Raw genomic sequence first — 17,303 nt, 5'->3', positions numbered from 1 at the left:
GAGTGTCTGTGATCTTCGATGGAATCAGGAGGCGTGCATCACTGAAAGCATGACGACATGACGATCGCCATGACCTACGCCGAGTTCGCCGTGCGTGAGGCGCGCGGCGTGTCACCCGCCTACGAGCGTCTGTCGCTCGCGGTCTCCCGCGACGACGAGGTCGTGGCGCTGCTCGGCACGCTGCCGCCGGGCAAGAGGCAGCCGACTCTGCTGTTCGGCGTCGTGCGGTTCCTCGGCGGTCCTGTCGACGACCCTGCCGCGTTCCACGAGTTCGTGGTGGAGAACTGGCGGGCGATCGAGGCGGAGTCGCGCACCCGGGCCACGCAGACGAACGAGGCCGGACGGTGTGCCCTCCTGTTGCCGGTGCTCGCGGCGTTGCCGCAGCCGCTCGCGTTGCTGGAGGTCGGCGCGTCCGCCGGGTTGTGCCTCTACCCCGACCGGTACGCCTACCGCTACGGCGATCACGTGGTCGGCTCAGGCCGGCCGATCCTCGATTGCACGGCCACCGGACTCACGCCACCGGCGGGCCTGCCGGATGTGGTGTGGCGGGCGGGCCTCGATCTGAACCCGCTCGATGTGACCGACCCGGCGGACGTCGCCTGGCTCGACGCACTCATCTGGCCGGAGCACGCCCACCGCCGGGACCGGCTGCGCGCCGCGGCGGCCGTCGCGGCGGCGGACCCGCCGCTGCTGGTGCGCGGCGACCTGGTGGACGACCTGCCGGCGCTGGCCGGGCGGGCACCGGCCGGTGCGATGCTGGTGGTGTTCCACACGTCCGTGCTGTACCAGGTGCCGGCTCGGCGCCGGGAGGCGTTCGCCGAGGTGGTACGGGGGCTGCCCGGGCACTGGATCGCGAACGAGGCTCCCGACGTGCTGTCCTATGACGCGTTGCCGCAGCCACCGGACGAGGCGCTGCACAATGTGCTCGCGCTGGACGGGACACCGCTGGCCTGGACCCGAGGGCACGGGCAGTCGATCGCCTGGTTCGCGTGACGACTGCCCGTTCGGAGGTGCCCAGGCCGGCTTGCTGTCCATTCGGCTGAGCCGATGAGCCCGGTGGGCCGCGCCGCTCAGCCGTCGATGCGGTGGGTGGTCCAGAACGACGACAGGTTGACCGTGGTCGCGGCCTGGGCGGCGGCCTTGAAGTCCGCGGTGGTCGAGATCCCGTACCAGTGGGCGGTGGCGTAGTTCTTCAGCAGGTTCGTCATCGCCGTCGTGCCGATCGTGCGCCGCAGGTCGTGCAGTGCGCACTTTCCGTAGGTGTAGACGACGGTTCCGTACCGGCTCGAATGGGCGTCCCAGTAGGCCATCGAGTTGCTGATCTTCTCGGCCGACGACTGCCAGGTGACGTTGTTCCAGCAGTTGGTGCCCGAGACGTTGTTGTACAGGTCGGTCGCGTAGTCGGTGAACGACTCGTCCAGCCAGGGGCTGTTGTACTCGTCGTCGCCGACGATGCCGTACCACCACTGGTGGGCCAGTTCGTGCGCCAGTGCCGTGGAACTGACCACGTCGAGCACGAAGCCGGGGTACTCCATGCCGCCGAACCAGAAGTTGTTGTCGAGCACCACGTCCGCCTCGCCGTACGGGTAGGCCCCGAAGCGGCCGGCATGGGCGACGAGCGAGTTCTTCGCGGTGGTCATCATCGAGTTGGCGCTGCTCGAACTGATCGCGCTCACCCGGTAGACGTTCACCCTGACGCCCGTGGTGGTGGTGCTGGTGGTCTTCACGAACGGCCCGGCCGCCCACGCGAACTCGCGGACGTTGGCGGCGGTGGCCTTGGTGACCGTACGGCCGGACGTCCCCGGCGTGTCGACGGAGGTGCCGGTCGCGGGCACGAGCAGCGAGGTCGGGTGGTCGAGCGTGACCGAGTAGTTGCTGATGAGCGAGTAGAAGGACTCACCGTTGTTGGAGTACGGGTCGAGGTGCCAGCCGCTCGCGTCGCGTACCGCCAGGACCGGCAGCGCGTTGCCGATGAAGTTGTAGGACCCGTCGCGGCCGAACCGGTCCGCGCCGGCGGGCACCACGATGCTCAGGTCGAATCCGACCGAGGCGCTCTGGTTCTGGTTCAGCGGAGTGGGGAGCGTGATCTTCAGCGCGGTGCAGGAGACGGACAACGGTGACGGCGTCCCCCCGGTCACGTTCGTCACGGTGATCGGCGTGGACGGGCACGTGCCGTGGTAGTTGTCCCACAGCCGGAGGTAGACCTCCGTCAACGGGTCCGCGGAGGGGTTGGTGAAGGTGACGCTCTCGTGTCCCGTCCACGTGCTGCCCGAGGCGTTACTGGTCAGGGTGACCGTGTACGAGGGAGCCGATGGAGTTCGAGTGCCGTCCGCCGCGGATGCGGCCGGCTGGACACCCCAGACGAGCAGAAGTACGGCTGCGACGGCGATCAGAACGCGTCGGACCATGAGAACGGTTCTCCCTTCGAGCATCTGGGACCCCCGATCTGCCGACGTAATGTAACTTTTTGTCAAGTCCCGGTCAATGATCTCTTTTCTACGGCTATCGCGGCTCATGCGCGGGCGGCACTCACCCATGGACTCAAGGTCATCACGACCGTCGGCCACCCGCCGATCACCTCAGCCGCGGGCGTGTCGCGACGGACGTCGCGTCGCCGGACCGAGCCGGGCTCACTGGGCGCCTTTGCCCAGGGCCTCGGCGTGCGCGTACCGGCGGTCAGATCGTCCCGTAGGCGACGAGGTAGGCCGTGATCAGAATGGTGAGGACCACGAGAAGGACGCTGCCGCCGCTGATCATGAGGACGACGCGCGTTCGCCGGACCGTCCACCGGATGGCCGCCACCACCAGCGTGATCATGATCGTGAGAATGAGGAGGGTCAGGGTTCGGCTGTCTTCGGGGTTGAGGGTTTCCACCATCGGGTGGAGGGCGCTCAATGCTTTCATCGGTCATCTCCGGTGGGGATATGTGCTGGATGGGAGCCCTTCCGTGTGGACGCCAGGAGGTGTCCGCGGGTCGTTGTGCCGTCTGGCGAGCGCTGCTCGCCGCTACGTCTTGTCGTCTCCGGCCTCGAGCACGGGTTTCCTCCTTCCTTAACTTCAGTTAAGTTCACTTGCTTTACCGAACCTGTTGTAGTTTTGATTCCCCTTGCTGAACCCAGGCATTCCTGTGCGATTGGTGTGGGGAACTGGCTACAGTTGGGCTCCGCTTGCGCGTCGGTCCGCTAGCTGGATCCTTTCGTTACGCATCAGCTGCGGATTCTTCATCGGACCCTCTTTGGTTTAGTGTTTAGTTAGATGACTGAAGTTCAGATGAATGAGGCGAAAGATGAGCGGCGACGACACTGCGGAGGGCAGGCTGGCGCGGCGCCTGCGCGAACTTCGCTTCAGCCGATGGCGCGAAACCCGGATCACCCAGGCGCAGCTCAGCGAGGCGCTCGGCGTCAGCGTCCCGCTGATCTCGTCGTGGGAGTCCGTGCGCGCGCCCAAGATCCCCCCTATGGACAGGGTCGAGGGATACGCGTCGTTCTTCGCGACGCAGAGATCGATGGCGGATGAGACGCCGCGGCTGTTGTCCCTGTCCGATCTGACCGAGGACGAACTGGGCGAGCGCGCCGTACTGCTCGACGAGTTGACCCGGCTGCGCCGGGACGCGCAGCGGTCACAGAACGCCGTGGCGGCCGCGGATGACGAGTCCCCGTCGTTGCCGGCCGCCTTCATCGAGGGCCCCTTGCATTTCGGCGACGGCAAGCCGATCACGATCATCTGTTCGGAGGTCCCCGACGCGGACCGGGTGAAGATCCCGTACGCGGACCCCGAGAAGCCCGATTACATCGACCTCTACAAATATTCGGATCTGGATTCGCTGTTCGAACTGCACGGGCATCTTCGGGCGGCCAATCCCCGGAGCCTGGTGACCGTGCGTGCGGCGACCGAGGAGCTCACGTCGGACGACCTCACCACCCATCTGGTGCTGCTGGGTGGTGTGGACTGGAACCGGATCACGAAGTCGGTCCTTCAGCGGATCGAACTTCCGGTCCGGCAGGTGGCCGACTGGGACAGAGAGAAAGGGACGTATTTCGAGGTCGACGAGGGTGACGACACGCGTCGGCATCACCCGCTCGTTGACGGGTCAGGCGATAGCCTGCGATTGCTCGAGGACGTCGCGTTCTTCTATCGCGGTGAGAATCCCTACAACGTCAAGCGCACTCTGACCATGTGCAACGGCATGTACCCTCGCGGCGTGTACGGGGCGGTCCGGGCGCTGACCGACGAACGGTTCCGTGACCGGAACGCGGAGTTCCTGAGAAAACGCTTCGGCGATGTGCAGTCCTACGGCATTCTCATGCGGGTCGAGATCGAGGGCCGGGTGGTCGTCACGCCGGACTGGACTCTCGATGCCGTCCGGCTGCACGAATGGCCTTAATCGACTGCGGGAGAACGAGATAGACGAGGTCGTGTCGGAGAATCATCACGGCGATCACCGGCACCTGGCCGACGAAGTGTCCGGTTCCGCGGCGACCGGAACCGTCGACGCCATCGTGGTCCCCACGATCAGGCATCCGGTCTGGCTGAGACACGCCGCTCGTCTGGCCGTCGAGCTGGATTGTCCTCTCGTATCCCTGCACAGCCGGAGTCGGAGCAGCGCACGGCTGGCAGCGTCCTGCCTGCCTGCCGACGTGAAACTCATAGCCGTCGACATCGACGACGTGGATCGGCTGAATCTGCCGGACCTCGCGACGACCGCTCTCCTGCGCGGCATACGGTTCGACAGGCGGACCGATCTCAGCGCGAAACGCAATGTCGGGCTCCTCCTCGCGCGTCTCATGGGCTGGCAGCGCATCGTCTTCCTGGACGACGACATCGAGGTCGGCGGCCATGAGGAGGTCGCGCGAGCCGCGGGTTTGCTGAGCGACTACGACGCGGTCGGGATGCGCATCGGCGGCTATCCCGACAACTCGGTGGTGTGCCATGCCCACAGGCTGACAAGGGGACCTCAGGGCTCATTCGTGGGGGGCGGTGCTCTCGCGGTGCAGGCAACCAGTAACCCCTCCTTCTTTCCGAACGTGTACAACGAGGACTGGTTCTACCTACTGGACGACAAGGCGCTGCGCCCTCTCGCGGTGACGGGCATGGTGAAGCAACGGCCGTACGATCCCTTCGACCGTCCCGGCCGAGCCCGAGACCAGGAGTTCGGCGATGTACTTGCGGAAGGCATCTACTGGCTCCTCGACGGGCAGACGGACACAAGCTGGCAGGAGGCCGCAGATCTGCTGCACTGGAAGCACTTCCTCGTCAATCGGGAACGCTTCATCGAAGATGTGCTGCGGCGGGTCAGGAGCCTTCCGGCGGGGTCGGATCCGAACCCCCGGGCCATGGAGGCCTCGTTGCTCGCGGCTCTCGGCCGGCTAAGGATCATCAAAGCCGAGTTCTGCGTCGCCTACATCAAGGCGTGGGCGGAAGACCGTGACCGGTGGACGGATCACCTCAATCGGGTTCCTGTGCCCCCGGCCGATGTCGAGGGTGCCCTGAAATGGTTGGTCAAGGGCGGGGAGAGCCCGCTGAATGTGGTGAGATGCCGGATGTAGATGGGTCTTGATTTACCAGCCCTTTAGCCGGGAATGTGTTTGTTTGTGGGGGCATCGGCTATTCGTCAGGCTGTTGATGGGGATCTCCCCGCCGTGGTCCGGTCGCTCGGGCAAGAGGATTACTTCGCCGACCGGCTCGTCCGGCAGGCATCGGGGCACGGTCAGCTGCTGCTCGCGTGGGACGACGGCACCGCGGTGGGGGACGTCTACGTGTGGCTGGCCGCCGCCGAGGAGCCGGAACTCCGGGCGCGTCTGCCTGACGTCCCGTTGCTCACTCACCTGGAAGTCGTTCCCGGACGACGCAACCAGGGGATCGGCACCGAACTCCTACAGGTGGCCGAGCGTGAACTGTGGGAGAGGGGCTACAAACACGTCGCCCTGGGCGTGAATCTGGACAACCACGCTGCCCAGCGTCTGTACCTTCGCCTCGGTTACACCGAATGGCCGCACGGCCTGCTGGCCACGACGGAGGTCGTCTACCACCCTGATGGTGTTCGCGAGCGTCGCCCCGAGGTCTGCCGGGTCATGGTGCGGCAACTCGAACAGGATCGCAGCAGCCCTTGGTGACGACACCCGCAGTGCGTCATCGGGACCTGAGGCCGAGCCGCCGGCGTGCCGGTCCTGTGCTGATTTCCGTGATCCGTGTCACAGCCGGGAGTGATACGGCGATTGCGAGCCTCCTTCCGGTGTGAGGAACGGCGGAAGGAGCGCGGAATGCGTGGACACGTAGGCGAAGGTGAGGCAGGCCCGTCCCAGCGGGTCGTGGGCGGTCCTTCACGCGGCACGACGCGGCGTACGGTGATCTCGTTCCTGCGACAGCGCGTACGAAGGTGACCATGCTCGACGATCAGCGGGCGGAATCGGCCACCGCCGGTCCTGTCCGTGTGCCCGACGCCACGATACGAAGTGCCCAGCGTGGCGACCTGATCGCCCTGCATGACCTGCTTGAGGCGATCACCCCGTACGTGCGCCGGTTGTGCTGGCCGATCGCGTTGCAGGACGCTCCGGACGCCACCCAGGAGACCCTGATCGTGGTGCTGCGCAAACTGGGGACGCTGCGGGAGCCCGCCGCGCTCTTCGGCTGGGTGCGCGTGATCGCCGTCCGGGAGGCCGTACGGGTGGCCCGGCAGTCATCCCGGACGGCTCCGGCCGAGCTGATCGAACTTCCCGCCCCCGACGATCCGGCGTTGACCGCCGACATCCGTGACGTGTTGAACCGGTTGTCGCCCGAGCACCGCGCGGTGTTGACGCTCCGCGACCTGGAGGGGCTGGACGAGCGGGCCGCGGGAGAGATGCTCGGCGTCCCGGCGGGCACTGTACGGTCCCGGCTGTTCCGGGCCCGTGAGAGCTTCCGGCGAGCATGGCGGACAGAAGGGGGCGACCGATGACCTGGCCCATCGGTGAGATCGACGACCTGCGCCGGCTGCGCGTGCTGGCGGCGGCGATCCCCGGCGCCATGTACGTCGAGACCGACCTGCCGGCCCGCTTCGACGACGTGTGGCAGGTGCTGGGCGACCTGGAACGAGCGCTCCCCGGCCTGGTGCCCGATGTCCGATCCGTTCGCGTCACCGAGCAGCACGGCGAACGCTTCCGGGCGATGATTCGAGGCCGGTCCGGACTCCGCGCGCCGTTCGACGGCATCCTGCGGCCCGGCTGGTGTCTCATGCAGAGCCGCTTCGTGTCGTTCGGGATCGCCGTCGCACCGGACGGAGACGGCACCCGGCTCGGCTACATGTCAGGCTTCCGGTTTCCGGGCATGCGGATCCTCGGGCCGCTGCTGGTCCCGGCCAACCGGCTGCTCGGCCGAGTCGTCGTCCGCCGTTTCATCACGCGGTTCGACCGCGACGGTGACTCCGGAGGCCGGCCGATGTGAGCCACGTCACCGGAGTGTTCCGGCCGGTGGATCCCTCTCCCAGGTATGAGGATTCACGAACTGGCGGCCATCGTGGTGGCCGCGATCCTGGGCGTCGACGCCCTCGTGCACGTCTACTGGATGACCGGCCGCACCTGGCCGGCCCGCGACACACGCACGCTGTCCCAGATGGTGCTCAACTTCGAGGTGCCGTTCACCCCCCGCGTGCTGGCGCCGATCGTTCTCATCCTGGTCGCCGGGGCGACCGCGGTCCTCGCCAAGGCCGGCCAGGTGGGTGACTGGGTGCCCGGCTGGATCGCGTCCGCCGGGGCGGCCGCCGTCGCCGTCGGGGCACTCCTGCGCGGCGGCGCCGGCATCGTCTGGGCACTGGGCATCGGAGCCGATCGGAATTCGGCGTTCTACCGGCTCAACCTCACCGCGTACACCCCGATGTGCTTGATCTTGTGCGGTGCGGCCACCATCGTGGCCTTCTGATCCGAGCCTGGTGGTTCACCCCTGTGCGCAGCGCAGGGCGGCACGGATCGTCGCGGCGGGGTCGCCGAGGTGGTAGATCCTCTCGGAGGGCTCGATGCCGTCCAGGAACTCCTGATAGCGCACCGCGTACGACAGGTGCGCGAGCGGCTCGGCGACGGCCAGCGCGCGGGCCGGGTCGCAGCCGGGGACCTGGAGTTCCCAGGCGTCGATCCACGCGCGGGTGGCCGCGGCCTGCTTCGCCTCGGGCAGGAAGTCGCAGACCCGCAGCCCGTCCAGCACCGGGTTGCCGAGATGCGCGTCGGCGAAGTCCACCACGACCGGCGGGCCGCCGTCGCTGCGCCAGTTGCCGGGGTGGAAGTCGCCGTGCACGAGCGTGTCCGGCAGCCCGCACTCGTCCAGCGTCGGCCACCGCTCGACCAGTGCGCGCGCGGCCCGCAACTCGTCGGCGGTGAGCTCGCGGGCGACCTCGCCAGCGAGGAGTTTGCGCGCCTGCTCGGCGATGACGGGCGTGCGCCGGTCGCACAGATCGGGCGGAAGTCCATCCGCCACCGCTGCCTGCGCGGCGACGAGGCGGCTCACCGCACTGGTGATCGTCTCAGGGGAGGCCTGCCAGCAGTCCTCGCCAGGCAGGTGCTCCAGCAGGACCCGTCCCTCCCCGGCCGCGATGACCGCCGGGACCAGGCCAGGGTCCACGCGAGCCAAGGCGGCGATGACGCCGGCCTCGTCCGCGGCGAAGCGCGGCGTGGCCTTCAGCCAGACCGGGCCCTGACCGGTGGGCAGGCGGAACAGCCCGGCCAGATTCCACGTCTTGTGCTGCTCGACCGGCCCGGTGACCGGGCGCCCCACGGCGGCCAGCGCGTCGGACGCCCAGGTGAGGACCTCCCGCAGACTCTTCATCCCGGCCCACGGCGAACGCAGGGCCTCGGGCTTGGTGAGGGCGGCCTGATCGACGGGCGGTGCGGCCAGCCGCCCGGGCGCGGGCCGCTCCAGCGCTTCGACGTGATAGGTCACATGACCGTCGCGGCCGCCCTCCCCGCCGTCGACGGACAGCAGTCGCAGCACCAGGACCGGAACCTCCAGCACGTGTCCCACGTGCGTGACGACCGGCTCGACCTGCGACCACCAGGGGACGTTCACCGGAAACGGCCCGAGGACGCCGAGGCACTCCTCGCCCGCGGTCACCCACGCGCTGACTGTCCGTCCCATCCCGCCAGTTTGAACGGCTCCCGCCGCGTCGGCGACCGAATATTCCGACCGGGGCGGCCGCTAGATGTCGGTTGACCGCAGATTCCTGGTGTCCACCCGATGCCCTGCCTCCTCCAGGACGGCGACGGCCTCCTTGACCCTCGGTTCGGGCACCAGGACCAGATCGGCATGGAAGGTCGAGGCGACGAAAACGGGGATCGCCGCATCGGCCAGCGGTCCCACGACCGCGGCCAGCATGCCGGGGACGCCAAGGCCGTGCGCTCCGCCGTACAGACCGATCCATCGCTCGCGGGAGCCGGTCGGCCAGGTCTCACGGACGACGGTGAGGCCCTCCGGGGCGCGAACCAGCGCGATCCACTCGTCGTCTTCGGGGAACGTGGCCTGCGGGAGGTGCTCGACGGCGAACACGGACGGCACGACGCCCAGGTGCTGGGCAGCGGGTGAGCTCATGGAACGGTGTGTACCACAGACGTCGTCCGGCCCGGTCTCCGCTGCTCCGCACGCTCCATTTGACCTGGAGTGCACTCCAAGTTCTAGTGTCTCCTCGTGAACAGCGAAGACGCCCTCTCGCTGGGGGAGGAGACGCTCACCATCGCCCAGATGGCGGAGCGCACCGGGCTGTCGGCCGACACTCTGCGCTACTACGAGAAGGCAGGGCTGATCGAGCCGGTCAGGCGCAGCGCCGGTAATCAGCGCCGTTACGCGGCGACCGATCTCGACTGGGTGGAGTTCCTGCTGCGGCTGCGGGCGACCGGGATGTCCATCGCCGACATGCAGCGGTTCGCCCGGCTGCGCGCCGACGGCGGGGCCACCGTCGCCGATCGGCTGGTCGTCCTGCGCGAGCACCGCAGCGGGCTCGGCGAGCGCATCCGGGTCCTCCAGCAGAACGCGGACGCGCTGGACGAAAAGATCGACCACTACGAACGGCTGCTGTCCCCGCAGCCGGAAACGGAACGCACATGAGCACCGCCCCCGCCGAGACCCGCCAGGACCGATTCGACCGCGGCATGGAGGTCCTCACCCGCGTCGACGGGGAGGGAGGCCGGAAGGTCGTGGACACCCTGGCCGACATCTCTCCCGAACTCGGCCATCAGGTGGTCGCCTGGGCCTTCGGCGACATCTACGACCGTCCAGGTCTGGCCCCCCGCGACCGGCAGTTGGTCACGCTCGGCATGCTCACCGCCCTCGGCGGCTGTGAGCCTCAACTCGACGTCCACATCAACGCCGCCCTGAACGTGGGTCTGACCCCTGAAGAGATCGTCGAGGCGCTGCTGCACTCCGCGGTCTACTGCGGCATGCCCAAGGCGGTCAACGCCACCTTCGTCGCCAAGAAGGTCTTCGGCGAGCGCGGCCTGCTCCCTGTCGGCTGAGGGCCCTCTGGGCGGCGATTCAGTGCTCGATCCCCTTGAGGATCACCTCGTCGAGCACGATCGAGGCGGTCGGCTGATCTGCCCTGTCGTACTGTCCTGCTGTGATCGCGACCACGAGGTCCAGGTCGGGTGACACGTGGATCCGCTGACCGCCGTTGCCGAACCCGCCCGCCCACGTGTCGCCGACGTACCACTGGTAGCCGTAGTGGAAGCCCTCGTCGATCCGTACGCGTGGGCGCAGCGCCCTCGCGAGCCAGGGCCCGGGCACGATGCCGCGGCCTCCTTCGAGCACGAGTCGCCCGATCGCGAGGAGGCCGCGAGGGGTCAGCCGCAGTCCGGAGGCGGCCAGGGCCACCCCGTCCTCGCCGGTCGACCACTCCGAGCACGTGATTTCCAGAGGCTCGAAGAGCCGAGCGCGCGCGAAGTCCTCCAGCGCCAGTCCGGTGCCCTTCTCGATGAGCCGTGCCACCAGCGCCGACGCGCCTCCGCAGTAGGACCATCGGGTGCCGGGCTCGTCCACGATCGGCTGCCGCAGGATGTAGCGACAGCGGTCGGGGGCGAGTTCCATGGCGATCTCGCTGTTGGCCGAACTCGTGTAGGGGACGTTCTCGTTCCACTCCAGCCCGAGCGTCATCGTGAGCGCGTGCTCGACCGTCAACGCGGCGCGCCGGGGGTCTTCGGCGAGGTCCGGGTACTCGGGGAAGTGCCGTAGCAGGGGCTCGTCCGGCTCCGGCACCCGGCCGTCGGCCAGGGCGATGCCGTACAGGAGGCCGACGACGCTTTTGGTGACCGAGCGGACGTCGTGGAGCGTGTCGGGCGTGAAGCGCACGTGGCCGAGGGCTTCGTTCAGTTTGAAGTCCTCGCCTTCGCCGTAGTGCTCGAGGAGCACGTGTCCGTGACGGACGGCGACGACGGCGTGGAGATCGGGCACGCGATTCTGCTCGATGGCCTGCGCGAGACGGCCGGCGAGGATGTGACTGCTCATGATCCCGTTCTACGGCCTATCACTGTGTAAGGGCCAATCCGGAGAGAAGAGCGACGGAACTCCTGCGGGATGTCCGTTCGTCTTCTGGAGGATCGAGATGGCGTGCAAGCCGATGCGGCCGGCTGGATCGATGGACGGAAGTGAGTGTGGTGTTCGGCTCGCTGAACCGTAACCTACGCTAGCGTAGGTTACGCCATAGTAGGTTTGCTGACTCGGAGGTCCCGCATGTCTGTCGCGTCTCGCCTGCTCACCCAGACGGAGCTTCTCGTGGAGCTCGAACCCGTCGTAGGGCGAGAGCTGGACCGCCACCTCGCGGTGGCCAAGGAGTGGTTCCCTCACGAGTACGTCCCGTGGAGCGACGGCCGGACGTTCGACGGTGTGCTGGAGGGCGAGGCCTGGTCGCCGGAGGACTCCTCGATTCCCGAACCCGCCCGCGTTTCGCTCATCGTCAACCTCCTGACCGAGGACAACCTGCCGAGCTACCACCACGAGATCGCCACGACATTCGGCAGGGACGGCGCCTGGGGCACGTGGGTGCACCGGTGGACGGCGGAGGAGGGGCGGCACGCGTACGCCATCCGCGACTACCTCACCGTCTCCCGGGCCGTCGATCCGGTCGCGCTGGAGCGAGCCAGGATGATCCACATGCAGAACGGCTTCACCACGGAGTACGACGGCATGCTGCGGCAGTTGGCCTACGTCTCGTTCCAGGAACTGGCCACCCGCGTCGCCCACCGGAACACCGGGAAGGTGTCGGGGGACCCGGTCTGCGAGAGGTTGCTCACGCGGGTCGCCGCTGATGAGAACCTGCACATGCTCTTCTACCGGAACCTCCTCGCCGCGGCGTTCGAGTTGGCCCCGTCGCAGACCATGCGGGCCGTCACCGATGTCGTGACCTCGTTCCAGATGCCGGGCCAGGGCATGGAGGGCTTCGCCCGCAAGTCCGTGACGATCGCCATGGCGGGCATCTACGACCTGCGCCAGCACTCCGACGAGGTCCTGTTGCCGGTGCTGCGGCAGTGGAAGACCTTCGACATCGAAGGGCTCGACGCCGAGGGGGAGCAGGCTCGCGAGGAGCTGTCGGACTTCCTCGCGAAGCTCGACGTGGCCGCGACTCGCTTCGAGGAGCGACGCGACGCCCGGCGGGCGAGGGCCGAGGCGACGTCGTAGCTCTCGGACGCCTCGGCGGTCTCCCGCCCGCCGCCGTCTTCAAATGATCCCCGGGCACTCTCCGGCACAGAGCGAACCGATCGGTGCTATCTGTGTGGATCGAGGACGAGCTTGCCGATGGTTCGGCGGCCGCTGAGGTCGTCGTGCGCGCGCCGTACCTCCGACATCGGGTGGTCGCCACCGTGGACCACGCGCAACTCGCCTGCGGTCACCTGCGCGGACATCTCCGTGTACGCCTTGACGAGGGTCTCCGCGCGGGTGAGGGCGTTCATCAGCCAGAAGCCGCTGACGGTGATGGAACGGCGCTGCAGTTCGCGCGGTGACACCCGCTCGGGCTCGATCCTCCCGGCCATTCCGTAGAAGGCGAGTCGGCCGAAGGGGGCCAGAGCGGCGATGCTCTGGTCGGTGACGCGCCCGCCCGTCATCTCCAGGACCACGTCCACGGGTTCGCCGCCGTTCGCCGCGCACAACGCTCCGGTGAGGTCCTCTGTCGCGGGGTCCACGGCCGCGTCGGCGCCGAGGGAGAGCGCGAACTCTCGTTTCTCCGGCGTGCTCGCCGTGGCGATGACCCGGCCCGCGCCGCGCAGCTTGGCCAGTTGTACGGCAAGCGAGCCGACGCCGCCCGCCGCCGCGTGCACGACCACGCTGTCACCCGGCCGCACGCGGGTGGTGTGGTCGACCAGCCACCAGGCGGTCAACCCCTGGGCGAGCAGTGCGACGGCCGCGACGTCGTCGACACCGTCGGGCACCGGGAAGGCGGCGTCCTCGGCTATCACGGCCTTCTCCGCGTACCCGCCGTTGGGGATCATGGCGGCCAGCCGCCGGCCGTCCGCGGTCCGGCCGACGACCTCGATGCCGGGGATCACCGGCAGCGTTGCCGAGGCGAGGTAGGCGTTCTCGCGCAGCAGCGTGTCGGCGAAGTTCACTCCGCATCGCGCGACGTCGATGAGGACCTGACCGGCTCCCGGCCGGGGTTCGGGCACGTCCCGCACGGCCACGACCTCGGGCCCGCCGAACTCGGTGATCTGCACTGCTCGCACGTTCACTCCTTGGGATTAAGTCCCTAGATGGTACTGAGTACCATAATGGATCGATATTCATCAGAGCTAGACTGACCCGGTGTCCCGACCCACCCTCCGCGCGCGCAACCAGCAGCGGGCCCGCGACGAGATCATCGCGGCCGCCTACGAACTGTTCGCCGAACGCGACTACGCCGACGTGACGGTCGCGGACATCGCCGATCGGGCCAAGGTCGGCCGCACCACGTTCTTCCGCTACTTCGGCGACAAGCAGGAGGTCGTCTTCGCCGGCGAGGAGGAATGGCTGGACGACGTCGCGCGGCGCCAACGGGAACTGCGGCGCGGCCACCCGCCGTCGCTGCCGGAGGCGCTGGCTCTGCTGCGCGACACCACGGAGGCCGTCTGCGCGTCGGCCACCCGGGACACCGCGCGCCATGTCCTGCGCGAGAGGCTGATCGCGGAAAACCCCGAGCTCGGCGACCGCGCGGCCCGTAAGCAGCGCCGTATCGTCGAGATGATGGGCGAGGATCTGCGGCAGCGGGGAGCATCGGCGGAAACGGCCGCGCTGGCGCCCCAGCTCGCGTGGGCCTGCTACAAGACCGGTCACGAGATCGCGGCCGGCGACCCGGACGCGCTGTGGCCGAGCGTGGCCGCGGCCTTCGACCGCCTCGGAGTCGTCGCGGGCCTCGACTGAAAGGCTCTGGCATGCGCCGGTCCGACCGGGCGCGAGGACCTACCGGGTCGGTCGGCGCGTCATCCCCGTTCGTTCACGCCTGTCGGTCGGCGACTGCCCGGCGAAGGAGGTGATGTCCTCGATGCATGGCTTGTAGCCGTCCGTCGTATCGACGATCAGTGTCGGAACATCCAGGGAGATGGGAACCCACGACTCGATGGGGCGCTCACCGTCGGCGATCGCCCTCAGCAGATCCCGATCGGCGTGCGCCGCCCGGTGCGCGTTCTCTCGAGCGCGGCGGACGATCCGCTCATGGGCGACGCCGGTGCCGACCGTGCAGCGTACGACGCGGATCGCCGCGATCTCACCGAGAGGTTCCAGGTTCGGTCGCCACAGCTTGTCCTGGAACGCCGCCTCCGCCACCACGGTCACGCCGGCACGCAGCAGCGTCGCGAGGACGTCGAAGAACACCGTGAGTGTCCGTCGTGTGAGCGGGTCGCCGGCGCTCGCCTCGAACCCGGGGGTGCTGTGAACCATCCCCTCCTTGATCTCATCGCGGCAGAGCGCCGGGCAGCCGAGCGATCGGGCGATCTCGTGTGCGAGCGTCGTCTTTCCACTGCCTGGGGGGCCGCTCACGACTATCAGCGTCGGGCACGTCATCGCCACACTCTCGCATCCCGGCGGGGCCCCTCGAAACACCGGCGGGCCATGTCCGGGGGCCTGGCAGAGGGACGCGACTGCTTGTTTCCGCGATCGTTCGTGCGCCACTTGTCGCGTGTCTCGTGTAGTCATGGGTCGTGAGCATTTCCCTGACGTGGCCGCAGGTGCTCGCCTGGCGGCTGGAGCGCCAGTTCGTCGGCGGCACCGGGGCCGACGCCGTATCGGTGGTTCGCAGGCTTTGCGGCGTGCAGAGCCAGGTGGCCTCGGCGGCCGATCTGGCGATCGCCATACGGCAGGCGGACCCGCGGCCCGGCGAGGTCGAGACCGCCCTGTGGGGGGAGCGCACGCTGCGCAAGACCTGGCTCATGCGCGGCACCCTGCACCTGGTTCCCGCCGACGAGTTGGCGATGTACTGCGGTGCTCTCGGATCGTTGCGGTTGTGGGAGAAGGGATCGTGGCAGCGCGGCCACGGCGTCACCGCCGCCGAGATCGAGGCGATCGTCGACACGGTGCCACGGGTGCTGGGGGAGCGGGCGCTGACCCGCGACGAGCTGGTCGAGGCGGTGATCGATTCCACCGGTGACGCCCATCTGAGAGAGGCGCTCACCTCCGGCTGGGGAATGCTGCTCAAGCCGCTGAGCTTCCTCGGCGAGCTGTGCTACGGCCCGCCGCGCGAGGGCAGGGTCACCTTCACCGCGCCGGGCATCGTGCCGCTTCCTGTGGCGGAGGCGGGCACCCGGCTGGTCCGGTCCTTCCTCGGCGCTCACGGACCCGCGACGCCCGAGATGTTCGACACCTGGCTGTTCCGCGGCAAGACCCCCAAGGCGGCGCTGCGCGGTTGGTTTCACGACCTCGGCCCCGACGTCACCGAGGTGGAGGTCGAGGGGCGCGCGATGCCGGCGCTCACCGAGCATGTCGAGGCGTTGGCCGCCACCCGCCCATCCGAGACCGTCCGCCTTCTCCCCGGCTTCGACCAATACATCATGGGCGCGCCGCGTGACCTCGAGCCGCTGCTGCCCGGGGCGGCCAAGCCCAAGGTCAGCCGCGCCGCCGGATGGATCTCACCCGTCGTGGTCTTCCAGGGGCGGGTCGCCGGCGTGTGGGAGGCCAAGGACGGCGAGATCGCCCTCGACCTCTTCGAAGACGTGCCCGCCGCCGCGTTGAGCCGCGAGACCGAACGCGTCGCCGCCCTGCTCGCCGCGGCGAGGCGACCTTGATCGCTGAGCCGGCCACAGGCTCGACGGGAGACGGCGATGGAGCACCCTGACACGTCGGGCGGGCGTCTCACCGCTCACAGCGCGGTCTCCACCGCCCTCGCCCTGTGCAGTGATCATGGGCTGCGCGAGTTGGTGGACGCGGCCGTCCCGCTCGGTTCCGGCATCGGCGGCAGGTCGGCGCTGATGGAGGTCGCCGGGACCCCGGTTTTCGTGAAGCGGGTGCCTCTCACCGATCCGGAGAGGCTGCTGCGGAACACCCGGTCCACCGCGAACGTGTTCGGGCTTCCGACCTTCTGCCAGTACGGCATCGGCGGGCCCGGTTTCGGGGCCTGGCGGGAGCTCGCTGTGCACACCATGACCACGAACTGGGTGCTCGCGGGGCAGTTCCAGGGGTTCCCGCTGATGTACCACTGGCGCGTGCTGCCGGACACGCCGCCGCCGCCCCCTCCGGAGGAACGGGCCGTCGCCTACTGGGGAGGCGGACCGGAGGTCCGGCACCGGATCGAGGCCCTCCGGCAGGCCTCGGCCAGTGTCGCCCTGTTCTTGGAGTACATCCCGCAGAACCTGCACGAGTGGCTGGGAGCGCAGGTGCGTGCGGGGGAGGAGGCCGCCGACCTGGCCTGTTCCCTGGTGGACGAGGGCTTGGAGGCCGGCGTCTCGTTCATGAACACCCGCGGGCTCCTGCATTTCGACGCGCACTTCGAGAACATCCTCACCGACGGGCGCCGTCTCTACTTCGCCGATTACGGCCTCGCACTCTCTTCCCGGTTCGACCTGTCGCAGGCCGAGATCGGCTTCTTCGACCGGCATCGAACCTACGACCGCTGCTATGCGAGCACGCATCTGGTGAACTGGCTGGTCACCGCCTTCTACGGGTACGGAAGGAAAGAGCGTGACGCGCTGGTCCGCGCGTGCGCCGAGGGCGAGTGCCCCACAGGAATCCCGGCGGCGGCCGCGGCGATCCTGACCCGCTACAGCCCCCTCGCCGTGGTGATGGCGGACTTCTATCGCAAGCTCCAGGAAGAGAGCAGGCAGACTCCGTACCCGCTGGAGGAGATCCACCGGGTCATCGCGGCATGCGGCCTTTCCATCGGCTGACGATTTCTCAGC

The 17,303-nt window shown here is 68.5% G+C and carries 20 protein-coding genes; 13 read left to right on the top strand and 7 right to left on the bottom strand.

Annotation, left to right across the window (positions count from 1 at the left end; translation table 11 throughout):
* Window positions 1-57: 57 nt before the first annotated feature.
* Window positions 58-993, top strand: coding sequence for a DUF2332 domain-containing protein (locus Pmi06nite_RS19260; protein ID WP_203954427.1), 936 nt, complete (start codon window positions 58-60; stop codon window positions 991-993).
* Window positions 994-1,070: 77 nt separating this feature from the next.
* Here Pmi06nite_RS19260 and Pmi06nite_RS19255 read toward each other — a convergent pair whose 3' ends face one another.
* Complete coding sequence (locus tag Pmi06nite_RS19255; RefSeq protein ID WP_203954426.1) at window positions 1,071-2,408, bottom strand: M1 family metallopeptidase; 1,338 nt, start codon at window positions 2,406-2,408, stop codon at window positions 1,071-1,073.
* 268 nt (window positions 2,409-2,676) lie between these two features.
* Complete coding sequence (locus tag Pmi06nite_RS19250; RefSeq protein WP_203954425.1) at window positions 2,677-2,904, bottom strand: hypothetical protein; 228 nt, start codon at window positions 2,902-2,904, stop codon at window positions 2,677-2,679.
* 382 nt (window positions 2,905-3,286) lie between these two features.
* Here Pmi06nite_RS19250 and Pmi06nite_RS19245 point away from each other — a divergent pair, with 382 nt between their 5' ends.
* The 6 genes from Pmi06nite_RS19245 to Pmi06nite_RS19220 all read left to right on the top strand — a co-directional run bounded on the left by Pmi06nite_RS19245 (window position 3,287) and on the right by Pmi06nite_RS19220 (window position 7,893).
* Window positions 3,287-4,384 (top strand): helix-turn-helix domain-containing protein, encoded by a 1,098-nt coding sequence (locus Pmi06nite_RS19245; RefSeq protein ID WP_203954424.1) that lies wholly within the window; start codon window positions 3,287-3,289, stop codon window positions 4,382-4,384.
* A gap of 253 nt (window positions 4,385-4,637) precedes the next feature.
* Entirely contained in the window at window positions 4,638-5,546 is a 909-nt protein-coding gene (locus Pmi06nite_RS19240; RefSeq protein WP_203954423.1) for a hypothetical protein, read from the top strand.
* Window positions 5,547-5,639: 93 nt separating this feature from the next.
* Window positions 5,640-6,113, top strand: a complete 474-nt coding sequence (locus tag Pmi06nite_RS19235; RefSeq protein WP_203954422.1) for a GNAT family N-acetyltransferase — start codon at window positions 5,640-5,642, stop codon at window positions 6,111-6,113.
* A 269-nt stretch (window positions 6,114-6,382) separates the two neighbouring features.
* The gene (locus tag Pmi06nite_RS19230) at window positions 6,383-6,934 is read left to right on the top strand and encodes an RNA polymerase sigma factor (RefSeq protein WP_203954421.1); all 552 of its coding nucleotides are present in this window, start codon (window positions 6,383-6,385) and stop codon (window positions 6,932-6,934) included.
* Window positions 6,931-7,419 (top strand): SRPBCC family protein, encoded by a 489-nt coding sequence (locus tag Pmi06nite_RS19225; RefSeq protein WP_203954420.1) that lies wholly within the window; start codon window positions 6,931-6,933, stop codon window positions 7,417-7,419. The genes Pmi06nite_RS19230 and Pmi06nite_RS19225 overlap by 4 nt, the downstream gene beginning before the upstream one ends.
* A 45-nt stretch (window positions 7,420-7,464) precedes the next feature.
* Window positions 7,465-7,893: a DUF3995 domain-containing protein gene (locus tag Pmi06nite_RS19220; protein WP_203954419.1), complete on the top strand. Its 429-nt coding sequence runs from the start codon at window positions 7,465-7,467 to the stop codon at window positions 7,891-7,893.
* A 15-nt stretch (window positions 7,894-7,908) separates the two neighbouring features.
* Here Pmi06nite_RS19220 and Pmi06nite_RS19215 read toward each other — a convergent pair whose 3' ends face one another.
* Together Pmi06nite_RS19215 and Pmi06nite_RS19210 are read right to left on the bottom strand one after the other, a co-directional pair.
* The gene (locus Pmi06nite_RS19215; RefSeq protein WP_203954418.1) at window positions 7,909-9,099 is read right to left on the bottom strand and encodes an aminoglycoside phosphotransferase family protein; all 1,191 of its coding nucleotides are present in this window, start codon (window positions 9,097-9,099) and stop codon (window positions 7,909-7,911) included.
* Window positions 9,100-9,159: 60 nt separating this feature from the next.
* Window positions 9,160-9,549 (bottom strand): ACT domain-containing protein, encoded by a 390-nt coding sequence (locus Pmi06nite_RS19210; RefSeq protein ID WP_203954417.1) that lies wholly within the window; start codon window positions 9,547-9,549, stop codon window positions 9,160-9,162.
* A gap of 96 nt (window positions 9,550-9,645) precedes the next feature.
* Between Pmi06nite_RS19210 and Pmi06nite_RS19205 the strand changes: the two genes are divergently transcribed.
* Together Pmi06nite_RS19205 and Pmi06nite_RS19200 are read left to right on the top strand one after the other, a co-directional pair.
* A complete protein-coding gene (locus Pmi06nite_RS19205) occupies window positions 9,646-10,062 on the top strand; it encodes a MerR family transcriptional regulator (protein ID WP_239114018.1) in 417 nt (138 codons plus the stop codon).
* Window positions 10,059-10,469, top strand: a complete 411-nt coding sequence (locus Pmi06nite_RS19200; RefSeq protein ID WP_203954416.1) for a carboxymuconolactone decarboxylase family protein — start codon at window positions 10,059-10,061, stop codon at window positions 10,467-10,469. The genes Pmi06nite_RS19205 and Pmi06nite_RS19200 overlap by 4 nt, the downstream gene beginning before the upstream one ends.
* Before the next feature lie 19 nt (window positions 10,470-10,488).
* Here the strand turns inward: Pmi06nite_RS19200 and Pmi06nite_RS19195 are convergent, their stop codons facing one another.
* Window positions 10,489-11,454 (bottom strand): serine hydrolase domain-containing protein, encoded by a 966-nt coding sequence (locus tag Pmi06nite_RS19195; RefSeq protein WP_203954415.1) that lies wholly within the window; start codon window positions 11,452-11,454, stop codon window positions 10,489-10,491.
* 225 nt (window positions 11,455-11,679) lie between these two features.
* Here Pmi06nite_RS19195 and Pmi06nite_RS19190 point away from each other — a divergent pair, with 225 nt between their 5' ends.
* Window positions 11,680-12,624 (top strand): acyl-ACP desaturase, encoded by a 945-nt coding sequence (locus tag Pmi06nite_RS19190; RefSeq protein WP_203954414.1) that lies wholly within the window; start codon window positions 11,680-11,682, stop codon window positions 12,622-12,624.
* 86 nt (window positions 12,625-12,710) lie between these two features.
* On the opposite strand, the gene Pmi06nite_RS19185 is transcribed toward Pmi06nite_RS19190, so the two are convergent.
* On the bottom strand, window positions 12,711-13,664 hold the full coding sequence (locus tag Pmi06nite_RS19185) for a quinone oxidoreductase family protein (protein WP_203954413.1): 954 nt from the start codon (window positions 13,662-13,664) through the stop codon (window positions 12,711-12,713).
* Between the two features lie 79 nt (window positions 13,665-13,743).
* Here Pmi06nite_RS19185 and Pmi06nite_RS19180 point away from each other — a divergent pair, with 79 nt between their 5' ends.
* Complete coding sequence (locus tag Pmi06nite_RS19180; RefSeq protein WP_203954412.1) at window positions 13,744-14,337, top strand: TetR/AcrR family transcriptional regulator; 594 nt, start codon at window positions 13,744-13,746, stop codon at window positions 14,335-14,337.
* Between the two features lie 39 nt (window positions 14,338-14,376).
* Here Pmi06nite_RS19180 and Pmi06nite_RS19175 read toward each other — a convergent pair whose 3' ends face one another.
* A complete protein-coding gene (locus tag Pmi06nite_RS19175; protein ID WP_203954411.1) occupies window positions 14,377-14,952 on the bottom strand; it encodes a P-loop nucleotide/nucleoside kinase family protein in 576 nt (191 codons plus the stop codon).
* Between the two features lie 161 nt (window positions 14,953-15,113).
* On the opposite strand from Pmi06nite_RS19175, the gene Pmi06nite_RS19170 reads away from it, so the two are divergent.
* Complete coding sequence (locus tag Pmi06nite_RS19170) at window positions 15,114-16,193, top strand: winged helix DNA-binding domain-containing protein (protein WP_239114017.1); 1,080 nt, start codon at window positions 15,114-15,116, stop codon at window positions 16,191-16,193.
* Window positions 16,194-16,229: 36 nt separating this feature from the next.
* A complete protein-coding gene (locus Pmi06nite_RS19165; RefSeq protein WP_203954410.1) occupies window positions 16,230-17,291 on the top strand; it encodes a protein kinase family protein in 1,062 nt (353 codons plus the stop codon).
* Window positions 17,292-17,303 lie beyond the last annotated feature (12 nt).

It is taken from the genome of Planotetraspora mira, from assembly GCF_016863275.1.
Lineage (GTDB): Bacteria > Actinomycetota > Actinomycetes > Streptosporangiales > Streptosporangiaceae > Planotetraspora > Planotetraspora mira.
The sequence above is the reverse complement of the archived record's forward strand: the minus strand, read 5'-3'. Positions and strand labels throughout refer to the sequence as shown.

Coding starts and splice junctions, on each gene's coding strand:
- Pmi06nite_RS19220 (WP_203954419.1), top strand. CDS start 7,465: ATGAGGATTCACGAACTGGCGGCCATCGTGGTGGCCGCGATCCTGGGC.
- Pmi06nite_RS19230 (WP_203954421.1), top strand. CDS start 6,383: ATGCTCGACGATCAGCGGGCGGAATCGGCCACCGCCGGTCCTGTCCGT.
- Pmi06nite_RS19200 (WP_203954416.1), top strand. CDS start 10,059: ATGAGCACCGCCCCCGCCGAGACCCGCCAGGACCGATTCGACCGCGGC.
- Pmi06nite_RS19195 (WP_203954415.1), bottom strand. CDS start 11,454: ATGAGCAGTCACATCCTCGCCGGCCGTCTCGCGCAGGCCATCGAGCAG.
- Pmi06nite_RS19190 (WP_203954414.1), top strand. CDS start 11,680: ATGTCTGTCGCGTCTCGCCTGCTCACCCAGACGGAGCTTCTCGTGGAG.
- Pmi06nite_RS19165 (WP_203954410.1), top strand. CDS start 16,230: ATGGAGCACCCTGACACGTCGGGCGGGCGTCTCACCGCTCACAGCGCG.
- Pmi06nite_RS19255 (WP_203954426.1), bottom strand. CDS start 2,408: ATGGTCCGACGCGTTCTGATCGCCGTCGCAGCCGTACTTCTGCTCGTC.
- Pmi06nite_RS19210 (WP_203954417.1), bottom strand. CDS start 9,549: ATGAGCTCACCCGCTGCCCAGCACCTGGGCGTCGTGCCGTCCGTGTTC.
- Pmi06nite_RS19250 (WP_203954425.1), bottom strand. CDS start 2,904: ATGAAAGCATTGAGCGCCCTCCACCCGATGGTGGAAACCCTCAACCCC.
- Pmi06nite_RS19225 (WP_203954420.1), top strand. CDS start 6,931: ATGACCTGGCCCATCGGTGAGATCGACGACCTGCGCCGGCTGCGCGTG.
- Pmi06nite_RS19260 (WP_203954427.1), top strand. CDS start 58: ATGACGATCGCCATGACCTACGCCGAGTTCGCCGTGCGTGAGGCGCGC.
- Pmi06nite_RS19245 (WP_203954424.1), top strand. CDS start 3,287: ATGAGCGGCGACGACACTGCGGAGGGCAGGCTGGCGCGGCGCCTGCGC.
- Pmi06nite_RS19215 (WP_203954418.1), bottom strand. CDS start 9,099: ATGGGACGGACAGTCAGCGCGTGGGTGACCGCGGGCGAGGAGTGCCTC.